Origin of the sequence: Endozoicomonas sp. ALB115 (assembly GCF_049310245.1) — a bacterium.
GTDB lineage: Bacteria > Pseudomonadota > Gammaproteobacteria > Pseudomonadales > Endozoicomonadaceae > Endozoicomonas.
Genome location: NZ_JBLYZG010000069.1, coordinates 1 through 23,869, shown reverse-complemented (window position 1 = coordinate 23,869; position 23,869 = coordinate 1). Strand labels below are relative to the sequence as shown.

The window sequence follows — 23,869 nt, the reverse complement described above, 5'->3', positions numbered from 1 at the left end:
AATCCTGCTTCCAAAGCTTGTCCACCGGTATTTCAATAACCTCAAATCCTAATCTTTTCAGCAGAGCGACTTTCAATAAAGTCGAACCATTCCTGGTTTTGAAATCACCACTCACGTAATGACAAGGTCCCTGAACGTCGATCACCGTATTGTAATCTGGCAGTTGCAGGTCAACCGGAGGTAATGAGTTCAGACTCTGCTCTTCTTTAATATTCAAAGACGGAAGGCTTGACTGGAGCTGATCGCGTAAGATGGATTGAGATTGGGAAATGATTGTCCGGTAATGGGGGCCCACTGGACACGCCCTCCCAAGCCAACTTGCAGCCATGGCCGTGATGAATGGAAACTCTGTATTGCACGGGGATGGACTTTCCAGGCGAGAGAACAGTTCATCTATGTGCTTTTCAAGGGCGTTTTTATTATCGTCACCGAAGTACAGATAATACCTGGCACTGAATACCATGACTCCCCATAGAGCCATTGATATATCTTGCTGAGAGAGCTGAGGGTTTTCACTGATGCTGTCGACAAGAGAATCGAACATAGATTTAACCAGGTTCAGCTCAATGGCCTCACCCAGTTTTGCCACTGACCACACCAGTGTGGTGACCTCCTGTGGCTTGAAGTGGTTTTTCATTTCTTTTGATTCGGCTTTGGCTTGCACATGGTGCAACAGCGCGGCCAAAACTTCTTTGAGCTTCGGTGTCTTCTTCAGCTCCAACCCGTTTTCCAACAGTGTCACCACGGCCCACAGCAGGTTGGCGATATGCTGTGGAATAAAGTGGTCTTTCTCTTCTTTTGACTCGGCTTTGGTTTTCACATCGAGCAGCAGTGCGGCCACGACCTCTTTGAGCGTTGCTGTCGTCTCCAGCTCCAGCCCATTGTCCACCAGTTTCGCCAAGGCCCACAGCAGGTTGGTGACTTCCTGTGGCTTCAAGTGATCTTTCTCTGCTGTTGATTCGGCTTTGGTTTTCACATGGGGCAACAGCGCGACCACGGACTCTTTGAGCTCCGGTGTCTTCCCCAGATCCAGTCTGTTGTCTACCAGTTTCGCCAGGGCCCACAGCAGGTTGGTGACTTCCTGTGACTTGAAGTGGTCTTTTTCTTCTGTTAATTCGGCTTTGGTTTTCACATGGGGCAACAGCGTGGTCACAACCTCGTCGAGCTTCGCTGTCTTCTCCAGCCCATTGCCCACCAGTTTCGCCACGGCCCACAGCAGATTGGCGATATGCTGAGGAATAAAGTGGTCTTTCTCTTCTGTTGATTCAGCTTTGGTTTTCACCCGGGGCAGCAGCGCGGCCAAGGCCTCTTTGAGCTTCGGTGTCTTCTCCAGTTCCAGCCCGTTGTCCACCAGTTTCGCCACGGCCCACAGCAAGTTGGCGAGGTGCTGTGGCTTGAAGCGGTCTTTCTCTTCTTTTGATTCGGCCTGGTTTTTTACCTGGGAAAACAGCGCGGCCATAATCTCTTTGAGCTTCGGTAGCTTCTTCAGCTTCAGCCCATTGTCCACCAGTTTCGCCAGGGCCCACAGCAGGTTGGTGAGTTCCTGTGGCTTGAAGTGGTCTTTCTCTTCTGTTGATTCGGCTTTGGTTCTCACCCGGGGCAGCAGAGCAACCAAGGCCTCTTTGAGCTTCGGTGTCTTCAACTCCAGCCCGTTGTCCACCCATTTCGCCACGGCCCACAACAGGTTGGCGATATGCTGTGCATTAAAGTGGTCTTTCTCTGCCTTTGATTCGGCTTTGGTTTTTACCTGGGGCAACAGCGTGGTCACGGCCTCTTTGAGCTTCGCTGCATTCTCCAGCGCCAGCCCGTTGTCCACCAGTTTTGCCATGGCCCACAGCAGGTTGACGACTTCCTGTAGCTTGAAGTGGTCTTTCTCTTCTTTTGATTCGGCTTTGGTTGTCACGTGGGGCAAAAGCGCGGCTACAGCACCTTTGAGCTTTGGTGTTTTCTCCAGCCCGTTGTCTACCAATTTCGCCACGGCCCACAGCAGGTTGGAGATGTGCTGAGGGATAAAGTGGTCTTTCTCCTCTTTTGACTCGGCTTTGGTTTTCACCTTGGGCAACAGCGCGGCCACAGCCTCTTTGAGTCTGGGTGTCTTTTCCAGCTCCAGCTCATTCACCAGTTTCGCCATGGCCCACAGCAGGTTGGCGCTACCTTGTGCATCAATATCCCCGGTTTCAGGTTTTTGGTCGGACTTAAGTATTACTGCATCAAGTAAAGTTGACAGTAAATCTGCCTGAGTTTCCTTACTTCCCTTATTCATGTATTTGTCAGGGGTAAAAACACCCGCTGACGTAAATGAATGAAGCGTTGTCGTCAGGCTCCGCCAGGTCCACCCGGCGGTTGCTTTAAAATTGTGCAACAATGGTATCAGTTGGCGTTGTTCACTATGATGCAAAGGTCGTCTTGACGCTAAAGTGTATTGTTTGATTAAAGTGGCAAATTGACTGTGTTTTTTCCCATCATAGCGATCACCGAAACGAGCAGATATGCTCACCAGGTAATCCATTCTTTCTTGTGTGATGAGAGTATTAAAATAATGGACAGGTTTTACTGAATGTCTTGTTGGATGGTTAGCAGAGCAGGCGTCAGAAGCACGATAAAATTCATGACACTTCTGGATATAGGGGAGTGGCGCATTCACCTGTCTGACTGTGCCATGGCAATATCGCCCAGCCGTTGAAAAATCGGTACGATCATCCGGTTGTTTATAATCATTACCTGATGTTGTGCCTTGCCAACTGATACCAGCACCGCCTTTGTCCATCATTATATTTCATTAATTCATGGGAAATATAAAAAGTAGACTACTCTACGGCCTCATCAGGCATTAGTTTTTACTGGCTTTTTTTCTCTTCCTTTTTCTCTTTTTTGGTTTATTTATTTGCTCTTCTAAATATTCTTCAGCGGTAAAATAACAGTCATCCGAAAATTGCCCTCCCTCATCAGCAGTAAAATATGCCTCGTCTGCCGCCCACTCACCGCTGCTAAGTGACACAGAGCCATGAGCTTCTGGGAGAGCGGCTAACTTTTCCTTTATTTGCTCAATAACTATTTTCATTGAATCCTGGTTCCCAAGCTTGTTCACCGGGATTTCAATGACCTCAAATCCTAATTTTTTCAGCAGAGCGACTTTCAATAAAGTCGAACCATTCCTGATTTTGAAATCACCACTAACGTAATGAGAAGGTCCCTGAACGTCGATCACCGTGTTGTAATCTGGCAGTTGCAGGTCAACCGGAGGTAGTGAGTTCAGACTCTTTTCTTCTTCAATCTTCAAAGACGGAAGGCTCAATCGGAGTTGCTCGCAGAAGGTAGATTGAGATTGTGAAATAATTGTCTGGTAATAGGGGACCACCGGACACGGTCGCCCAAGCCAACTGGCGGCCATGGCAATGACGGTTTGAGCCTCTATATTCTTCGGGGATGTATTTCCCAGGCGAGAAAATAGTTCACCTATATGCTTTTCAAGCGGGTTTTTATTATCTCTACCGAAGTACAGATATAACCTGGCACAGAATACCATGACTCCCCAGAGAGACATCCAAGTATTTTGCAGAGAAAGCTGAGGGGTTTCACTGATTCTGTCGGCAAGAGAACCGAACATAGATTTAACCAGGTTCAGCTCAATGGCCTCACCCAGTTTTGCCATGGCCCACAGCAGGTTGACGGTACCTTGAGTATTGAAGTGGTCTCTCTCTTCTTTTGATTCGGCTGTGGTTTTTACATGGTACAACAGCGCGGCCAGGGTCTCTTTAAGCTTCGCTGTCTTCTCGAGCTCCAGCCCGTTGTCCACCAGTTTCGCCAAGGCCCACAACAGGTTGGCCACTCCCTGTGGCTTGAAGCGGTCTCTCTCTTCTTTCGATTCGGCTTTGGTTTTCACATGGTACAACAGCGTAGCCAGGGCCTCTTTGAGCTTCGCTGTCTTCTCCAGCTCCAGTCCGTTGTCCACCAGTTTTGCCAAGGCCCACAGCAGGTTGGCAATATGCTGAGGAATAAAGCGGTCTTTCTGTTCTTTTGATTCGGCTTTGCTTGTCACATGGGGCAACAACGCGGCTACGACCTGTTTGAGCTTCGGTGTTATCTCCAGCTCCAGTCCATTGTCCACCAGTTTCGCCAAAGCCCACAGCAGGTTGGCGATATGCTGTGCATTAAAGTGGTCTTTCTCTGCCTTTGATTCGGCTTTGGTTTTTACCTGGGGCAACAGCGTGGCCACGGCCTCTTTTAGCTTCGGTATCTTCTTCAGCTCCAGACCATTGTCCACCAGTTTTGCCATGGCCCACAGCAGGTTGGCGATATGCAGAGGAATAAAGCGGTCTTTCTGTTCTTTTGATTCGGCTTTGGTTGTCACATGGGGCAACAGCGCGGCTACGACCTGTTTGAGCTTCGGTGTTTTCTCCAGCTCCAGTCCATTGTCCACCAGTTTCGCCACAGCCCACAGCAGGTTGGTGATATCCTGAGGATTAAAGTGGTCTTTCTCTTCTTGTGATTCGGCTTTGGCTTTCACCCGGGACAGCAGCGCGACGACGGCTTCTTTGAGCTTCTGTGTTTTCTCAGGTTCCAGCCCGTTGTCCAACAGTTTCGCCAAGGCCCACAGCAGGCTGGCAACCTCCTGTGTGTTGAAGTGGTCTTTCTCTTCTTTTGATTCGGCTTTGGTTGTCACGTGGGGCAGCAGCGCGGCCACAGCCTCTTGGAACTGCGCTGCCTTCTCCAGCCCGTTGTCTACCAGTTTCGCCAGAGTCCACAGCAGGTTGGCGGTAGCTTGAGTGTTGAAGTGGTCTTTCTCTTTTTTTGATTCGGTGTTGGCTTTCATCAGGGGCAGCAGCGTGGCTACCGTTCCTTTGAGCGTTGGTGTCTTCTCCAGCCCGTTGTCCACCAATTTTGCCACGGCCCACAGCAGGTTGGAGATATGCTGAGGGATAAAATGGTCTTTCTCTTCTTTTGATTTGGCTTTGGTTTTCACCAGGGGCAACAGCGCGGCCACGACCTCTTTGAGTTTTGGTGTCTTCTTCAGCTCCAGCCCGTTGTCTACTAATTTCGCCACGGCCCACAGCAGGTTGGAGATATGCTGAGGGATAAAATCGTCTTTCTCTTCTTTTGATTCGGCTTTGGTCTTCACCAAGGGCAATAGCGCGGCCACGGTCTCTTTGAGCTTCGGTGTCTTCTCCAGCTCCAGCCCGTTGTTCACCAGTTTCGCCAGGGCCCACAGCAGGTTGGCGGCACCTTGTGCATCAATATCCCTGGTTTCAGGTTTTTGGTTGCACTTACGTATTACTGCATCAAGTAAAGTTGACAATAAAGCTTCCTGAGTTTCCTTACTTCCCTCACTCATGTACTTATGAGGGGTAAAAACACCCGCTGAAGTAAATGAATGAAGCGTTGTCGCCAGACTTCGCCAGGTCCACCCGGAGGTAGCTTTAAAATTGTGCAAAAATGGTATCAGTTGGCGTTGTTCACTATGATGCAAAGGCCGTCTTGATGCTGAAGTGTATTGTTTGATTAAGGTGGCAAATTGACTGTGTTTTTTACCATCATAGCGATCGCTATAACGCGCAGATATGCTCAGCAGGTAATCCATTCTTTCTTGTGTGATGAGAGCATTAAAATCATGAACAGGTTTTATTGAGTGTTTTTTTGCATGGTTAGCAGAAAAGCCGTCAGAAGCACGATACTCATTACGCTTCTGGATACAGGCGAGTGGCGCATTCACCTGTCTGACTGAGCCATGCCAGTATCGCCCACTCTTTGAAGAATCGGTACGATCATCCGGTTGTTTATAATCATTACCTGATGTTGCGCATTGCCAACTGATACCAGCACCGCCTCTGTCCATCATTATATTTCATTAATTCATGGGAAATATAAAAAGTAGACTACTCCAGGAGGCTTTCCGAGAATAGCGCCCGTCGCGAGGACGGGAGAAAATTGAGGATAAAAATTTGGTTTTGTGAGGTGAATAGCGGGGCTATTTGCCGAACAAAAGCGGATTTTTAGACCAATTTGCTGTCGCCGCACGACTGCATGGATGCAGGAGCTAGGGCAACGCAGGAGCAGTTGCCGCGTAGGGCAGTCTATTCTCGGACAGCCTCCCAGAGCCTCATCAGGCCGTAGTTTTTACTGGTTTTTTTCTCTTCCTTTTTCTCTTTTTGGGTTTATTTATTGGCTCTTCCAAATATTCTTCGGCGGTAACATAACCGTCATCGGAAAATGGCTCTCCTTCATCAGCAGTAACGTATGCCTCATCTGCCGCCGCCTCACCACTGGTATGGAACACGCCATGAGCCTGTGGCGGGACTGCTAACTTTATCTTTATTTGCTCAATAACTCGTTTCATTGAATCCTGTTTCCAAAGCTTGTTCACCGGAATTTCAAGGACCTCAAATCCTGATTTTTGCAGCAAGGCGATTTTCAACAAAGTCGAACCATTTCTGGTTTTGAAATCACCACTCACGTAATGAGAAGGTCCCTGAATGTCGATAACCATGTTGTAATCTGGCAGTAGCAGGTCAACCGGAGGTAATGAGTTCAGACTCTTTTCTTCTTCAATCTTCAACGACGGAAGGCTTGATTTGAGTTGATCGAGGAAGGTGGATTGAGATTGTGAAATAATTGTCGGGTATTGGGGGGTGACCGGACACGCTCTTCCAAGCCAGCTTGCGGCCATGGCAATAATGGATTGATCCTCGATACTGCCTGAGGAGGTATTTCCCAGGCGGGAAAATAGTTCACCTACATGCTTTTCAAGTGAGTTTTTATTATTTTTACCGTAGTTAAGATAACATCTGGCACAGAATGCCATGACTCCCCACAGAGACATCCATCTACTTTGCTGAGGGAGCTGGAGGTTTTCGCTGTTTTTGCCGACAAGAAAATCGAACGTTGATTCAACCACCTTCAGCTCAATCACCTCACCCAGTTTTGCCACGGACCACATCATGCTGGCGACTTCCTGTGGCTTGAAGCGCTCATTCTCTTCTTTTGATTCGGCTTTGGTTTGCATCAGGGACAACAGCGCGACTACGGACTCTTTGAGTTCCGATGTCTTCACCAGCTTCAACCCGTTCTCCACCAGTTTCGCCAGGGCCCACAGCAGGTTGGCAATATGCTGATGAGAAAAGTGGTCGGTCTCGTCTAATGATTCGGCTTTGCTGGTCACCTGGGGCAACAGCGCAACCACGGCCTCTTTCAGCTTCGGTGTCTTCTCCGGCACCAGTCCGTTGTCTACCAGTTTCGCCATGGCCCACAGCGAGTTGGCGGTATCTTTTGCGCTGAAGCGGTCTTTCTCTTCTTTTGATTCGGCGTAGGTTTTCACATAGGGCAACAACCAGGTCACGGCCTCTTTAAGCCTGGGTGTCTTCTCCGGTTCCAGTCCGTTGTCTACCAGTTTCGCCATGGACCACAGCAGATTGGCGACTCCCTGTGGCCTGAAGCGGTCTTTCTCTTCTTTTGCTTCAGCTTTGGTTTTCACATGGGGCAACAGCGCGGCCACAGCCTCGTTGAGCTGCGGAGTCTTCTTTAGCTTCAGCCCGTTGTCTACCAGTTTCGCCAGGGCCCACAGCTGGTTGGTGACATGCTGAGGAATAAGGTGGTCTTTCTCTTCTTTTGATTCAGCTTTGGTTTTCATCAGGGGCAACAGCACAGCCACGACCTCTTTGAGTTTCGGTGTTTTCTCCAGCTCCAGCCCGTTGTCTACCAATTTCGCCGCCGCCCATATAAGGTTGGAAATTTGCTGAGGATTGAAGTGGTTCTTCTCTTCTTTTGATTTGGCTTCAACATGAATCAACACTGCGTCCACAGTCTCTTTGAGCTTCGGTGTCCTCTCCAGCTCCAGCCCATTGTCCACCAGTTTCGCCAAAGCCCATTGTAGAGAGGCGACTTCCTGCAGCTTGAATTGGTCTTTCTCTTCTGTTGATTCGATTTTGGTTTTCATCAGGGGCAACAGCGCCGCCACGGCCACTTTGAGCGTCGGCATCTTCTTCAGCTCCAGCCCGTAGTCCACCAGTTTCGCGAAGGCCCATAGCAGGTTGGCGATACCTTGATTGTTAAAGTGGCCTTTCTCTGCTTTTGATTCGGCTTTGGTTTTTACATGAGGCAACAGCGCAGCCACAGCCTCTTTGAGTTTCGGTATCTTCTCCAGCTCCAGTCCATTGTCCACCAGTTTCGCGAAGGCCCACAGCAGGTTGGCGACACCTTGAGTGTTAAAGTGGTCTTTCTCTTCCTTTGATTCGGCTTTGGTTTTCACATGAGGCAACAGCGCGGCCACGGCCCCTTTGAGCGTTGGCGTTTTCTCCAACCCCTTGTCCACCAATTTCGTCACGGCCCATAGCAGGTTGGCAATCTGCTGAGGAATAAAGTGGTATTTCTCTGATCCAGCTTTGGCTATCACATGGGGCAACAGCGCGGCCACCCCCTCTCTGAGCACCAGTGTCTTGTCCAGCTCCAGCCCGTTGTCCACCAGTTTCGCCACAGACCACAGCAGGTTGGCGATATGCTGAGGAATAAAGTGTTCTCTCTCTTCTGGTGCTTTGGCTTTGGCTTTAACATGGATCAACAGTGCAACCACAACCTCTTTGAGCTTCGGTGCTTTCTCCAGCGCCAGGCCGTTGCCCACCAGTTTCGCTACAGACCACAGCAGGTTATTGATACCTTGAACATCAAGATACCTGGCTTCAGGTTTTTGGTTGCACTTGAGTAGTACTTGATCAAGTAAAGTCGACAGTAAAGCCGCTTGAGTTTCCTTAACCCACTCTTCCATGTATTTATGAGAGGTAAAAACACCCGCTGAAGTAAATGAATGAAACGTTGTCGTCAGGCTTCGCCAGGTCCACCCGGTTGTCACTTTAAAATCGTACAACAATGGCATCAGTTGACGTTGTTCACTGTGATGCAAAGGTCGTTTTGACGCTGCAGTGTATTGTTTGATTGAAATGGCAAATTGACTGTGTTTCTTACCATCATAGCGATCACCGTAATGGGTAGATAACCTCAACAGGCAATCCACTTTTTCATGTGTGATAAGAGCCTTAAAATCATCAACAGGTTTTAATGAGTGTCTTCTTGGATGGTTAGCAGAACAGGCGTCAGAAGCAGGATAAAATTCATTATGCTTCTGGGTATAGGGAAGTGACGTATTCACCTGTCTGACTGTGCCATGCCGGTATCGCCCCCCCTTTGAACAATCGGTACGATCATCCGGTTGATTATAATCATTACCTGATGTTGCGCATTGCCAACTGATACCAGCACCGCCTCTGTCCATCATTATATTTCATTAATTCATGGGAAATATAAAAAGTAGACTACTCTACGGCATCATCAGGCAGTAGTTTTTACTGGCTTTTTTCTCTTCCTTTTTCTCTTTTTTGGTTTATCTGTTTGCTCTTCTAAATATTCTACAGCGGTAAAATAACAGCTATCTGAAAATTGCCCTCCTTCATCGGCAGTAACGTATGCCTCATCTGCTGACCCCTCGCCGCTGTTATGTAACACAGAGTCATAAGCCTGCGGCGGGTCGGCTAACTTTATCTTTATTTGCTCAATAACTCTTTTCATTGAACCCTGGTTCCCAAGCTTGTTCACCGGGATTTCAATGACCTCAAATCCTAATTTTTTCAGCAGAGCGATTTTCAACAAAGTCGAACCATTCTTGGTTTTGAAATCACCACCCACGTAATGGGAGGGCCCCTGAACGTCGATCACCATGTTGTAATCTGGCAGTAGCAGGTCAACCGGAGGTAATGAGTTCAGACTCTTTTCTTCTTCAATCTTCAAAGACGGAAGGCTTGATCGGAGTTGATTGCGAAAAGTGGATTGTGATTGTGAAGTGATTGTTCGGTAATGGGGAACCACCGGACACGCTATCCCCAGCCAACTTGTGACCATGGCAATAATGGATTGATCCTCGGTATTGCCTGAGGGTGTATTTCCCGGGCAAGAAAATAGTTCACCTATATGCTTTTCAAGCGAGTTTTTATTATTTTTACCGTAGGTCAGATAAAATCTGGCACAGAATGCCATGACTCCCCACAGAGACATCCGTCTACCTTGATGAGAGAGCGGGGTGTTTTCGCTGATTTTGCCGAGAAGGGAAGCAAACGTTGTGTTAACCACGTTCAGCTCAATAGCCTCACCCAGTTTTGCCACGGCCCATATCATGTTGGCGACTTCCTGTGGCTTGAATTGGTCTTTCTCTTCTTTTGATGTGGCTTTGGTTTGCACATGGGGCAACAGCGCGACCACAGCCTCTTTGAACTTCGATGTCTTCTCCAGCTTCCACCTGTTCTCCACCAGTTTCGCCAGGGTCCACAGCAGGTTGGCGATATGCTGAGGAGTAAAGGGGTCTGTCTCTTCTAATGATTTGGCTTTGGTTGTCACATGGGGCAACAGCGCAACCACGGCCTCTTTCAGCTTTGGTGTCTTCTCCAGCTCCAGTCCGTTGTCTACCAGTTTCGCCACGGCCCACAGCACTTTGACGGTCTCTTGTGTGCTGAAGCGGTCTTTCTCTTCTTTTGATTCGGCGTAGGTTTTCACATAGGGCAACAACCAGACCACGGCCTCTTTAAGCCTGGGTGTCTTCTCCAGTTCCAGTCCGTTGTCCACCAGTTTTGCCAGGGCCCACAGCAGGTTAGCGATATGCTGAGGAATAAAGTGGTCTTTCTCTGCTGTTGATTCGGCTTTGACTTTCACATGGGGCAACAGCACGGCCACAACCTCTTTGAGCTGCGCTGTCTTCTCCAGCCCGTTGTCCACCAGTTTTGCCACGGCCCACAGCAGGTTGGCGGTAGATTGAGTGTTAAAGTGGTCTATCTCTTCTTTTGATTCGGCGTTGGCTTTCACATGGTGCAACAGCGCGGCCAGGGCCTCTTTCAACTTCGCTGTCTTCTCCAGCCCGTTGTCCACCAGTTTGGCCAAGGCCCACAGCAGGTTAGCGATATGTTGAGGAATAAAGTGGTCTTTCTCTTCTTTTGATTCGGCTTTGGCTTTCACATGGCACAACAGCGCGGCCAGGGCCTCTTTGAGCTTCGCTGTCTTCTCCAGCTCCAGCCCGTTGTCAACCAGTTTTGCCAAGGCCCACAGCAGGCTGGCGACTGCCTGTGGCTTGAAGTGGTCTTGCTCTTCTTTTGATTCGGCTTTGGTTTTCACATGGGGTAACAGCGCGGCCACGGCCTCTTTTAGCTGCGCTGTCTTCTCCAGCCCGTTGTCCACCAGTTTTGCCAGGGCCCATAGCAGGTTAGCGATATGCTGAGGAATAAAGTGGTCTTTCTCTGCTTTTGATTCGGCTTTGGTTTTCACATGGGGTAGCAGCGCGGCCACGGCCTCTTTTAGCTGCGCTGTCTTCTCCAGCTCCAGCCCGTTGTCTACCAATTTCGCCACCGCCCACAGCAGGTTGGTGATATGCTGAGGAATAAAGTGGTCTTTCTCTGCTTTTGATTCGGCTTTGGTTTTCACATGCGGTAACAGCACGGCCAGTGCCTCTTTTAGCTGCGCTGTCTTCTCCAGCCCGTTGTCTACCAATTTCGCCACCGCCCACAGCAGGTTGGTGATATGCTGAGGAATAAAGTGGTTTTTCTCTTCTTTTGCTTCGGCTTTGGTTTTCACATGGGGTAACAGCGCGGCCACAACTTCTTTGAGCTTGGGTGTTTTCTCCAGCCCCAGCCCGTTGTCCACTAATCTTGCCACGGCCCACAGCAGGTTGGTGATATGCTGAGGAATAAAGTGGTCTTTCTCTTCTTTTGATTCGGCTTTGGTTTTCACATTGGCCAGCAGCGCGGCCACGGCCTCTCTGAACGTCGGTGTCTTCTTCAGACCATTGTCCAACAGTTTCGCCACGGCCCAAAGCAGGTTGGCGACTGCCTGTGGATTGAAGTGGTCTTTCTCTTCTTTTGATTCAGCTTTGCTTTTCACATGGTGCAACAGCGCGGCTACGGCCTCTTTTAGCTGCGCTGTCTTCTCCAGATCCAACCCGTTTTCGACCAGTTTCGCCAGAGCCCACAGCAAGTTGGCGACTTCCTGTGGCTTGAAGTGGTCTTTCTCTTCTTTTGATTCGGCTTTCGTTTTCACATGGAGCAACAGCGCGGCCACAACTTCTTTGAGCTTCGGTGTCTTCTCCAGCTCCAGCCCGTTATCTACCAATTTTGCCACTGCCCACAACTGGTTGGCGATATGCTGAGGAATAAAGTGATATTTTCCCTCTTTTGAGTCGGCTTTGATTTTCACCAGGGGCAACAGCGCGGCCACGGCCTCTTTGATCTTCGGTGTTTTCTCCAGCTCCAGCCCGTTACCAACTATTTTTGCCAGGGCCCACAGCAGGTTGGCGGTACCTTGGGCATCAATATCCCTGGCTTCAGGTTTTTGCTTGCACTTAACTATTACTGCATCAAGTAACGTTGACAATAACGCTGCCTGAGCCTCCTTACTTCTCTCATTCATGTATTTATGAGGGGTAAAGACACCCGCTGACGTAAATGAATGAACTGTTGTCATCAGGCTTCGCCAGAGCCATCCGGGTGTCGCTTTAAAAGCGTGCAACAATGGTATCAGTTGGCATTGTTCACCACGATTTAATGGTCTTTTTGACCTTGATGTGAATTGTTTGATTGAACAGGCAAATTGACTGTGTTTTTTCCCATCATAGCGATCACCATAATGAGTAGATATCCTCACCAGGTCATCCATTTTTGCTTGTGTGATGAGATCATTAAAATCCTGAACAGGTTTTATTGAATGTCCTGGTGGATGGTGAGCAGAACAGGCGTCAGAAGCAGGATAAAATTCATGACGCTCCGGGATATAGGGAAGTGGAGTATTCGTCCGCCTCACTGTGCCATACCGGTATCGTACACTTCCTGAAGCACCTGCATGATCATCCGGTTGATTATAATCATTACCTGATGTTGTACATTTCCAACTTATACCAGCACTGCCTCTGTCCATAATTATATTTCATTAATTCATGGGAAATATAAAATGTAGACTACTCCACGGCATCAACAGGCAGTAGTTTTTACTGGCTTTTTTCTCTTCCTTTTTCTCTTTTTTGGTTTCTTTGTTTGCTCTTCTAAATATTCTTCAGCGGTAAAATAACAGTCATCTGACAATTGCCATCCTTCATCGGCAGTAAAGTATGCCTCACCTGCATCCCACTCGCTGCTGTCAGGTGACACAGGACCATGGGCCTCTGACAGGATGGCTAACTTTGTCTTTATTTGATCAATAACTATTTTCATTGAATCCTGGTTATGAAGCTTATACACCGGGATTTCAATGACTTCGAATCCTAATTTTTTCAGCAGAGCGATTTTCAACAAAGTCGAACCATTCCTGGTTTTGAAATCACCACCCACGTAATGGGAGGGTCCCTGAACGTCGATCACCATGTTGTAATCTGGCAGTAGCAGGTCAACCGGAGGTAATGAGTTCAGACTCTTTTCTTCTTCAATCTTCAAAGACGGAAGGCTTGATCGGAGTTGATCGTGAAAAGTGAATTGTAATTGTGAAGTGTTTGTTCGGTAATGGGGAACCACCGGACACGCTATCCCCAGCCAACTTGTGACCATGGCAATAATGGATGGATCCTCGGTATTGCCAGTGGGTGTTTTTCCCGGGCAAGAAAATAGTTCACCTATATGCTTTTCAAGCGAGTTTTTATTATTTTTACCGTAGGTCAGATAAAATCTGGCACAGAATGCCATGACTCCCCACAGAGACATCCATCTACCTTGATGAGAGAGCGGAGTGTTTTCGCTGATTTTGCCGAGAAGGGAAGCTAACGTTGATTTAACCACATTCAGCTCAATAGCCTCCCCCAGTTTTGCCACGGCCCATATCATGTTGGCGACTTCCTGTGGCTTGAATTGGTCTTTCTCTTCTTTTGATGTGGCTTTGGTTTGCACATGGGGCAACAGCGCGACCACAGCCTCTTTGAACTTCGCTGTCTTCTCCAGCTCCAGCCCGTTCTCCACCAGTTTTGCCAAGGCCCACAGCAGGTTGGCGATATGCTGAGGAATAAAGTGGTCTTTCTCTTCTTTTGATTCGGCTTTGGCTTTCACATGGCACAACAGCGCGGCCAGGGCCTCTTTGAGCTTCGCTGTCTTCTCCAGCTCCAGCCCGTTCTCCACCAGTTTTGCCACGGCCCACAGCAGGATGGTGACTGCCTGTGGCTTCAAGTGGTCTTTCTCTTCTTTTGATTCGGCTTTGGTTTTCACATGGGGTAACAGCGCGGCCACGGCCTCTTTCAGCTGTGCTGTCTTCTCCAGCCCGTTGTCCAACAGTTTTGCCACGGCCCACAGCAGGTTAGCGATATGCTGAGGAATAAAGTGGTCTTGATCTGCTTTTGATTCGGCTTTGGTTTTCACATGGGGTAGCAGCGCGGCGACGACCTCTTTTAGCTGCGCTGTCTTCTCCAGCCCGTTGTCTACCAATTTCGCCACCGCCCACAGCTGGTTGGCGATATGCTGAACAATAAAGTGGTCTTTCTCTTCTTTTGATTCGGCTTTGGTTTTCACATGGGGTAACAACGCGGCCACGACCTCTTTGAGCTTGGGTGTTTTCTCCAGCCCCAGCCCGTTGTCCACTAATTTTGCCACGGCCCACAGCAGGTTGGTGATATGCTGAGGAATAAAGTGGTCTTTCTCTTCTTTTGATTTGGCTTTGGTTTTCACATTGGCCAGCAGCGCGGCCACGGCCTCTCTGAACGTCCGTGTCTTCTTCAGACCATTGTCTACCAATTTCGCCACCGCCCACAGCAGGTTGGCGATATGCTGAGGATTAAAGTGGTCTTTCTCTTCTTTTGATTCAGCTTTAATTTTCACATGGTGCAACAGCGCGGCTACGGCCTCTTTTAGCTGCTCTGTCTTCTCCAGATCCAACCCGTTTTCGACCAGTTTCGCCAGAGCCCAAAGCAGGTTGGTGACTTCCTGTGGCTTGAAGTAGTCTTTCTCTTCTTTTGATTCGGCTTTCGTTTTCACATGGAGTAACAGCGCGGCCACAACTTCTTTGAGCTTCGGTGTCTTCTCCAGCTCCAGCCCGTTATCTACCAATTTTGCCAATGCCCACAGCTGGTTGGCGATATGCAGAGGAATAAAGTGTTCTTTCCCCTCTTTTGATTCGGCTTTGATTTTCACCAGGGGCAACAGCGCAGCTACGACCTCTCTGAGCTTCGGTGTTTTCTCCAGCTCCAGCCCGTTACCAACTATTTTTGCCAGGGCCCACAGCAGGTTGGTGGTACCTTGGGCATCAATATCCCTGGCTTCAGGTTTTTGCTTGCACTTAACTATTACTCCATCAAGTAACGTTGACAATAACGCTGCCTGAGCTTCCTGACTTTTCTCATTCATATATTTATTAGGGGTAAAAACACCCGCTGACGTAAATGAATGAATCGTTGTCATCAGGCTTCGCCAAGTCCACCCGAGTGTCGCTTTAAAATTGTGCAACAAGGGTATCAGTTGACATTGTTCACTGTGATTTAAAGGTCGTTGTGACGCTGATGTGTATTGTTTAATTAACGTGGCAAATTGACTGTGTTTTTTACCATCATAGCGATCACTGTAACGAGCAGATACCCACACCAGCCAATCCATTTTTTCTTGTGTGATGAGAGCATTAAAATCATGATCAGGTTTTATTGAGTGTCCTGGTGGACGGTTAGCAGAGCAGGCATCAGAAGCAGGATGAAGTTCATTACACCTCTGGATATAGGGTAGTGGCGCAATCACCAGTCTGACTGTGCCATGTCTGTATCGCCCACTTTTTGCAGAATTGGTACGATCATCCGGTTTTTTATAATCATTACCTGATGTTGTGCATTGCCAACTGATACCAGCACCGCCTCTGTCCATAATTATATTTCATTAATTCATGGGAAATATAAAATGTAGACTACTCCACGGCATCAACAGGCATTCTTAGGGTAGACATTAAGCGTCTACTCCCCTCTTCGGAAAGTTAAAGATGGAACCACGAAGAACACGAAGAGCACAAAGAAGAGATTTTCTTTTCCTTCGTGCTCTTTGTGCCCTTCGTGGTTCCATTCAAAAGCCATTGAAAATGGAGGGGTAAGCTTAATGTCCACCCTAAGAACAGGCATTAGCCCGGCTTTTTTCTCTTCCTTTTTCTCTTTTTTGGTTTCTTTGTTTGCTCTTCTAAATATTCTTCAGCGGTAAAATAACAGTCATCGGAAAATTGCCATCCTTCATCGGCAGTAAAGTATGCCTCACCTGCATCCCACTCGCTGCTGTCAGGTGACACAGGACCATGGGCCTCTGGCAGGATGGCTAACTTTGTCTTTATTTGTTCAATAACTCTTTGTATTGAATACTGGTTATCAAGCTTGTTCACCGGTATTTCAATAAACTCAAATCCTAATTTTTTATATAGGGCGATTTTCAACAAAGTCGAACCATTCCTGGTTTTGAAATCACCACCCACGTAATGGGAAGGCCCCTGAACGTCGATCACCATGTTGTAATCTGGCAGTAGCAGGTCAACCGGAGGTAATAAACTCAGACTCTTCTCTTCTTCAATCTGCAAAGACGGAAGGCTTGATCGGAGTTGATCGCGAAAGGTGGATTGAGATTGTGAAATGATTGTCTGGTAATAGGGAACCACCGGACACGCTATCCCCAGCCAACTTGTGACCATGGCAATAATGGATTGATCCTCGGTATTGCCTGAGGGTGTATTTCCCAGGAGAGAAAATAGTTCACCTATATGCTTTTCAAGCGAGTTTTTATTATTCTTACCGTAGGTCAGATAACATCTGGCACAGAATGCCATGACTCCCCACAGAGACATCCATCTACCTTGAGAGAGCGGGGTGTTTTCGCTGATTTTGCCGACAAGGGAAGCTAACGTTGATTTAACCACTTTCAGCTCAATAGCCTCACCCAGTTTTGTCACGGCCCATATCATGTTGGCGACTTCCTGTGGCTTGAATTGGTCTTTCTCTTCTTTTGATTCGGCTTTGGTTTGCACATGGGGCAACAGCGCGACCACAGCCTTTTTCAGCTTCGATGTCTTCTCCAGCTTCCACCTGTTCTCCACCAGTTTCGCCAGGGCCCACAGCTGGTTGGCGATATGCTGAGGTGTAAAGGGGTCTGACTCTTCTAATGATTCGGCTTTGGTTGTCACATGGGGCAACAGCGCAACCACGGCCTCTTTCAGCTTCGGTATCTTCTCCAGCTCCAGCCCGTTGTCCACCAGTTTCGCCAAGGCCCACAGCAGGTTGGCGATATGCTGAGGAGTAAAGGGGTCTGTCTCTTCTAATGATTCGGCTTTGGTTGTCACATGGGGCAACAGCGCAACCACGGCCTCTTTCAGCTTCGGTGTCTTCTCCAGCTCCAGTCCGTTGTCTACCAGTTTCGCCACGGCCCACAGCAAGTTGGCGGTCTCTTGTGTGCTGAAGCGGTCTTTCTCTTCTTTTGATTCGGCATAGGTTTTCACATAGGGCAACAACCAGGCCACGGCCTCTTTAAGCCTGGGTGTCTTCTCCAGTTCCAGTCCGTTGTCTACCAGTTTCGCCACAGCCCACAACAGGTTGGCGACTTCCTGTGGCTTGAAGTGGTCTTTCTCTTCTTTTGATTCAGCTTTGACTTTCACATGGGGCAACAGCACGGCCACAACCTCTTTGAGCTGCGCTGTCTTCTCCAGCTCCAGCCCGTTGTCCACCAGTTTTGCCACGGCCCACAGCAGGTTGACGGTAGCTTGAGTGTTAAAGTGGTCTCTCTCTTGTTTTGATTCGGCTTTGGCTTTCACATGGTGCAACAGCGCCCCCAGGGCCTCTTTGAGCTTCGCTGTCTGCTCCAGCCCGTTGTCCACCAGTTTTGCCACGGCCCACAGCAGGTTAGCGATATTCTGAGGAATAAAGTGGTCTTTCTCTTCTTTTGATTCGGCTTTGGCTTTCACATGGCGCAACAGCGCGGCCAGGGCCTCTTTTAGCTGCGCTGTCTTCTCCAGCTCCAGCCCGTTCTCCACCAGTTTTGCCACGGCCCAAAGCAGGTTGGCGGTAGCTTGAGTGTTGAAGTGGCCTTTCTCTTCTTTTGCTTCGGCTTTGGCTTTCACATGGTGCAACAGCGCAGCCAGGGCCTCTTTGAGCTTCGCTGTCTTCTCCAGCTCCAGCCCGTTCTCCACCAGTTTCGCCAGGGCCCACATCAGGTTGGCGGTAGCTTGAGTGTTGAAGTGGTTTTTCTCTGCTTTTGATACGGCTTTGGTTTTCACATGGGGCAACAGCGCGGCCACAGCCTCTTTGAGCTTCGGAGTGCTCTCCAGCTCCAGCCCCTTCTCCACCAGTTTCGCCAGGGCCCACAGCTGGTTGGCGATCTGCTGAGGAGTAAAGTGGTCTTTCTCTTGTTTTGATTCAGCCTTGGTTTTCACATGGGGCAACAGTGCAGCCACAACCTCTTTGAGCTTTGGTATCTTCTCCAGCTCCAGTCCGTAGTCCACCAGTTTCGCGAAGGCCCACAGCTGGTTGGCGATACCTTGAGTGTTAAAGTGCTCTTTCTCTTCTTTTGATTCTGCTGTGGTTTTCACATGAGGCAACAACGCGGCCACGGTCCCTTTGAGCTTTGGAGTCTTCTCCACCCCCTTGTCCACCAATTTCGCCAGGGCCCACAGCAGGATGCTGATATGCTGAGGAATAAAGTGGTCTCTCTCTTCTTTTGATTTAGCTTTGGCTTTCACATGGGGCAACAGCGCGGCCACGACCTCTCTGAGCATCGTTGCCTTGTCCGGCTCCAGCCCGTTGTCCACCAGTTTCGCCACCGACCACAGCAGGATGCTGATATGCTGAGGAATAAAGTGTTCGCTCTCTTCTGGTGATTTGGCTTTGGCTTTAACATGGATCAACAGTGCGGCAACAGCCTCTTTGAGCTTCGGTGTTTTCTCCAGCTCCAGCCCGTTGTCCACCAGTTTCGCCACGGACCACAGCAGGTTATTGATACCGTGTACATCAAGATCCCTGGCTTCAAGTGTTTGGTTGCAATTAAGTATTATTTGATCAAGTAAAGTGGACAGTAAAGCCGCTTGAGTTTTCTTAACCCTCTCTTCCGTGTATTTATGAGAGGTAAAAACACCCGCTGAAGTAAATGAATGAAACGTCGTCGTCAGACTTCGCCAGGTCCACCCGGGTGTCGCTTTAAAATCGTGCAACAAAGGTATCAGTTGGCGTTGTTCACTATGATTCAAAAGTCGTTTTGACGCTGAAGTGTATTGTTTGATTGAACAGGCAAATTGACTGTGTTTTTTACCATCATAGTGATCACCATAATGAGTAGATATCTTCATCATGTAATCTATTTTTTCTGGTGTGATGAGAGCTTTGAAAGCATGAACAGGTTTTATTGAATGTCTTGGTGGATGGTCAGCAGAGCAGACGTCAGAAGCAGCATAAAATCCGTTACTCTCCCGGATATAGGCGAGCGGCGCATCCAACTGTCTGACTGTGCCATGCCAGTATCGCCCACTTTTTGAAGAATCGGTACGATCATCCGGTTTTTTATAATCATTACCTGATGTTGCGCATTGCCAACTGACACCAGCACCGCTTCTGTCCATAATTATATTTCATTAATTCATGGGAAATATAAAAAGTAGACTACTCTATGGCATCGTCAGTCAGCCGTTTTCACTGACTTTTTTCTCCTCCTGTTTCTCTTTTTTGTTTTTTTGGTTGGCTCTTCTACATATTCTTCGGCGGTAAAATAACAGTCATCGGAAAATTCCCCTCCTTCATCGGCAGTAACGTATGCCTCATCTTCTGAACCCTCGCCGCTGTTCTGTAACAAAGAGCCATAAGCCTCTGGCAGGACGGCTAACTTTGTCTTTATTTGCTCAATAACTCTTTTCATTGAATCCTGGTTCACAAGCCTGGTCACCGGGATTTCAATGACCTCAAATCCTGATTTTTTCAGCAGAGCAATTTTCAACAAAGTCGAACCATTCCTGGTTTTGAAATCACCACTCACGTAATGGAAAGGTCCCTGAATGTCGATCACCATATTGTAATCTGGCAGTAGCAGATCGACCGGAGGTAATGAGTTCAGACTCTTTTCTTCTTCAATCTTCAAAGATGGAAAGCTCGATTGCAGGTGATCGCGGAAGGTGGATTGAGATTGTGAAGTGTTTGTCGTGTAATCAGGGATGACTGGACAATCTCTCCCAAGCCAACATGCAGCCATGGCAGTGATGGATTGATCCTCTATACTGCCCGGGGATGTATTTTCCAGGCGAGAAAATAGTTCGCCTATGTGCTTTTCAAGGGAGTGTTTATCATTACTACCTGATTTAAGGTAAAGCCTGGCGCAGAATACCATGACTCCCCAGAGAGACATCAATATATCTTGTTGAGAGAATTGAGGGTTTTCACCGATTCTGTCGACAAGAGAATCTAACGTAGATTTAATCAGGTTCAGCTCAATGGCCTCACCCAGTTTCGCCAGGGCCCATAGCAAGTTGGCGATACCTTGAGTGCTGAAGTGGTCTTTCTCTTCTTTTGATTCGGCTTTGGTTTTCACATGGGGCAACAGCGCGGCCACGGCCTCTTTGAGCTTCGGTGTCGTCCCCAGCTCCAGCCCGTTGTCCACCAGTATCACCACGGCCCACAGCAGGCTGATGATACCTTGAGACTTGAAGCGGTCTTTCTCTTCTTTTGATTCGGCTTTGGTTTTCACATGGGGCAACAGCGCGGCCACGGCCTCTTTGAGCTTCGTTGTTTTCTCCAGCCCCAGCCCGTTGTCCACCAGTTTCGCCAGCGCCCACAGCAGGTTGGCGACTGCCTGTGGCTTGAAGTGATCTTTCTCTTCTTTTGATTCGGCTTTGGTTTTTACATGGGGCAATAGCGCATCCACGGCCTCTTTGGGCTTCGGTGTTTTCTCCAGCCCGTTGTCCACCAGTTTCACCAGGGCCCACAGCAGGTTGGCGATATGCTGAGTAATAAAGTGCTCTTTCTCTTCTTTTGATTCGGCTTTGATTTTCACATGGGGTAATAGCGCGGCCACGGCCTCTTTGAGCTTCGGTGTTTTCTCCAGCTCCAACCCGTTATCCACCAGTTTCGCCAAGGCCCACAGCAAGTTGGCAATACCTTGAGTTTTAAAGCGGTCTTTCTCTTCTTTTGCTTCGGCTTTGGTTGCCACATGGGGCAACAGCGCGTTCACAGCCTCTTTGAGCTTCGCTGTCTTCTCCAGCGCCAGCCCATTGTCCACCAGTTTTGCCATGGCCCACAGCAGGTTGGCGATATGCTTAGGAATAAAGTGGTCTTTCTTTGATTCTGCTTTGGTTTTCACCTGGAGCAACAGCGCGGCCACAGCCTCTTTGAGCTTCTTTCTCTTCTCCAGCTCGAGCCCGTTTTCCACCAGTTTCGCTATTGCCCACAGCAGGTTGGTGACTGCCTGTGGCGTGAAGTGGTCCTTCTCTTCTTTTGATTCGGCTTTGGTTTTCACATAGGGCAACAGCCCACACACGGCCTCTTTGAGCTTCGTTGTCTTCTCCAGCTCCAGTCCGTTGTCCACCAGTTTTGCCATGGCCCACAGGAGATTGGCGACTTCCTGTGGCTTGTAGTGGTCTTTCTCTTTTTTGGATTCGGCTTTGGTTTTCACATGGGGCAACAGCGCGGCCACGGCCTCTTTGAGCTTCGGCGTCTTCTCCAGCTTCAGCCCGTTGTCCACCAGTTTCGCCAGGGCCCACAGCAGATTAGCGGTACCTTGAGTGTTAAAGTGCTCTTTCTCTTCTTTTGATTCGGCTTTGGTTTTCACCTGGAGTAACAGCGCAGCCACTGCCTCTTTCAGCTTCGGTGTCTTCTCCAGCGCCAGACCATTGTCCACCAGTTTCGCCAGGGCCCATAGCAGGTTAGCGGTACCTTGAGTGTTGAAGCAGTCTTTCTCTTCTTTTAATTCGGCTTTGGTTTTCACCAGGGGCAACAGCACAACCACGGCCTCTTTCAGCTTCGCTGTCTTCTCCAGCGCCAGCCCATTGTTCACCAGTTTCGCTACGGCCCACAGCAGGTTGACGGTACCCTGTGCATTAATACTCCTGACATCAGGTTTTTGGTTGCACTTATGTATTACAGGATCAAGTAAAGCTGACAGTAGAGCAGCCTGGGTTTCCTTAACCCACTCATCCATGTATTTATGAGGGGTAAAAACACCCGCTGAAGTAAATGAATGAAACGTTGTCGCCAGGTTTCGCCAGGTCCACCCGGGTGTCGCTTTAAAATCGTGCAACAACGGTATCAGTTGGCGTTGTTCACTATGATGCAAGGGTCGTTTTGACGATAAAGTGTAGTGTTTGATTGAAAGGGCAAATTGACAGTGTTTATTACCATCATAGTGATCACCATAATGAGTAGATATCTTCATCATGTAATCTATTTTTTCTGGTGTGATGAGAGCTTTGAAACCATGAACAGGTTTTATTGAATGTCTTGGTGGATGGTCAGCAGAGCAGGCGTCAGAAGCAGCATAAAATTCATTACTCTCCCGGACATAGGCGAGCGGCGCGTCCAACTGTCTGACTGTACCATGCCAGCATCGCCCACTTTTTGAACAATCGGTACGATCATCCGGCTGTTTATAATCATTACCTGATGTTGTGCATTGCCAACTGACACCAGCACTGCTTCTGTCCATAATTATATTTCATGAATTCATGGGAAATATAAAAAGTAGACTACTCGATGGCATCATCAGTCAGCCGTTTTCACTGACTTTTTTCTCCTCCTGTTCCTCTTTTTTGTTTTTTCTGTTGGCTCTTCTACATATTCTTCGGCGGTAAAATAACAGTCATCGGAAAATTCCCCTCCTTCATCGGCAGTAACGTATGCTTCATCTTCTGCCCCCTCGTCGCTGTTCTGTAACAAAGAGCCATAAGCCTTTGGCGGGACGGCTAACTTTGTCTTTATTTGCTCAATCACGCTTTGCATTGAATCCTGGTCATCCAGCTTTCTCACCGGGATTTCAATAACCTCAAACCCTAATTTTTGCAGCAGGGCGATTTTCAACAAAGTCGGGCCATTCCTGGTTTTGAAATCACCACTCACGTAATGGGAAGGTCCCTGAATGTCGATCACCATGTTGTACTCTGACAGTAGCAGATCGACCGGAGGTAATGAGTTCAGACTCTTTTCTTCTTCAATCTTCAAAGACGGAAAGCTCGATTGGAGGTGATCGCGGAAGGTGGATTGAGATTGTGAAGTGTTTGTCGTGTAATAAGGGATGACCGGACACGCTCTCCCAAGCCAACATGCAGCCATGGCAATGATGGATTGATCCTCTATACTACCTGGGGATGTATTTTCCAGGCGAGAAAATAGTTCGCCTATGTGCTTTTCAAGGGAGTGTTTATCATTATTACCTGAGTCCAGGTAAAACCTGGCGCAGAATACCATAACGCCCCAGAGAGACATCAATATATCTTGTTGAGAGAATTGAGGGTTTTCACCGATTCTGTCGACAAGAGAATCTAACGTAGATTTAATCAGGTTCAGCTCAATGGCCTCACCCAGTTTCGCCAGGGCCCATAGCAAGTTGGCGGTACCTTGAGTGCTGAAGTGGTCTTTCTCTTCTTTTGATTCGGCTTTGGTTTTCACATGGGGCAACAGCGCAGCCACGGCCTCTTTGAGCTTCGTTGTTTTCTCCAGCTCCAGTCCGTTGTCCACCAGTTTTGCCAAGGCCCACAGCAGGTTGGTGATATGCTGAGGAATAAAGCGGTCTTTCTGTTCTTTTGATTCGGCTTTGCTTGTCACATGGGGCAACAGCGCAGCTACGACCTGTTTGAGCTTCGGTGTTTTCTCCAGCTCCAGTCCATTGTCCACCAGTTTCGCCAAAGCCCACAGCAGGTTGGCGATATGCTGTGCATTAAAGTGGTCTTTCTCTGCCTT

Annotated in this window: 8 protein-coding genes; all 8 read right to left on the bottom strand. The window is 48.5% G+C overall.

The annotated features are described in order from the left end of the window. On the bottom strand, window positions 1-2,770 hold a 2,770-nt coding region (locus tag ACO6VE_RS20915), incomplete at its 3' end, for a DUF1601 domain-containing protein (RefSeq protein ID WP_422463235.1). Window positions 2,771-2,830: 60 nt separating this feature from the next. After that, window positions 2,831-5,836, bottom strand: coding sequence for a DUF1601 domain-containing protein (locus tag ACO6VE_RS20910; RefSeq protein ID WP_422449604.1), 3,006 nt, complete (start codon window positions 5,834-5,836; stop codon window positions 2,831-2,833). A 264-nt stretch (window positions 5,837-6,100) separates the two neighbouring features. Further along, a complete protein-coding gene (locus ACO6VE_RS20905) occupies window positions 6,101-9,262 on the bottom strand; it encodes a DUF1601 domain-containing protein (protein ID WP_422449603.1) in 3,162 nt (1,053 codons plus the stop codon). Between the two features lie 53 nt (window positions 9,263-9,315). Further along, window positions 9,316-12,933 carry a DUF1601 domain-containing protein gene (locus tag ACO6VE_RS20900; RefSeq protein WP_422463233.1) on the bottom strand — a complete coding sequence of 1,206 codons (3,618 nt, stop codon included), beginning with the start codon at window positions 12,931-12,933 and terminating at the stop codon, window positions 9,316-9,318. A 53-nt stretch (window positions 12,934-12,986) separates the two neighbouring features. Then, a complete protein-coding gene (locus ACO6VE_RS20895; protein ID WP_422463231.1) occupies window positions 12,987-15,839 on the bottom strand; it encodes an RAP domain-containing protein in 2,853 nt (950 codons plus the stop codon). Between the two features lie 247 nt (window positions 15,840-16,086). Continuing rightward, window positions 16,087-19,551, bottom strand: coding sequence for a hypothetical protein (locus ACO6VE_RS20890; protein ID WP_422463229.1), 3,465 nt, complete (start codon window positions 19,549-19,551; stop codon window positions 16,087-16,089). 56 nt (window positions 19,552-19,607) lie between these two features. After that, window positions 19,608-22,619, bottom strand: a complete 3,012-nt coding sequence (locus ACO6VE_RS20885) for a DUF1601 domain-containing protein (protein WP_422463227.1) — start codon at window positions 22,617-22,619, stop codon at window positions 19,608-19,610. Between the two features lie 56 nt (window positions 22,620-22,675). Continuing rightward, a partial coding sequence (locus ACO6VE_RS20880) for an RAP domain-containing protein (RefSeq protein ID WP_422463225.1) occupies window positions 22,676-23,869 on the bottom strand: 1,194 nt, incomplete at its 5' end.

What these genes read in the sequence shown, in the direction of transcription:
- ACO6VE_RS20910 (WP_422449604.1), bottom strand. Translation starts at nt 5,836, where the DNA reads ATGATGGACAGAGGCGGTGCTGGTATCAGTTGGCAATGCGCAACATCA.
- ACO6VE_RS20885 (WP_422463227.1), bottom strand. Translation starts at nt 22,619, where the DNA reads ATGGACAGAAGCAGTGCTGGTGTCAGTTGGCAATGCACAACATCAGGT.
- ACO6VE_RS20890 (WP_422463229.1), bottom strand. Translation starts at nt 19,551, where the DNA reads ATGGACAGAAGCGGTGCTGGTGTCAGTTGGCAATGCGCAACATCAGGT.
- ACO6VE_RS20905 (WP_422449603.1), bottom strand. Translation starts at nt 9,262, where the DNA reads ATGATGGACAGAGGCGGTGCTGGTATCAGTTGGCAATGCGCAACATCA.
- ACO6VE_RS20895 (WP_422463231.1), bottom strand. Translation starts at nt 15,839, where the DNA reads ATGGACAGAGGCGGTGCTGGTATCAGTTGGCAATGCACAACATCAGGT.
- ACO6VE_RS20900 (WP_422463233.1), bottom strand. Translation starts at nt 12,933, where the DNA reads ATGGACAGAGGCAGTGCTGGTATAAGTTGGAAATGTACAACATCAGGT.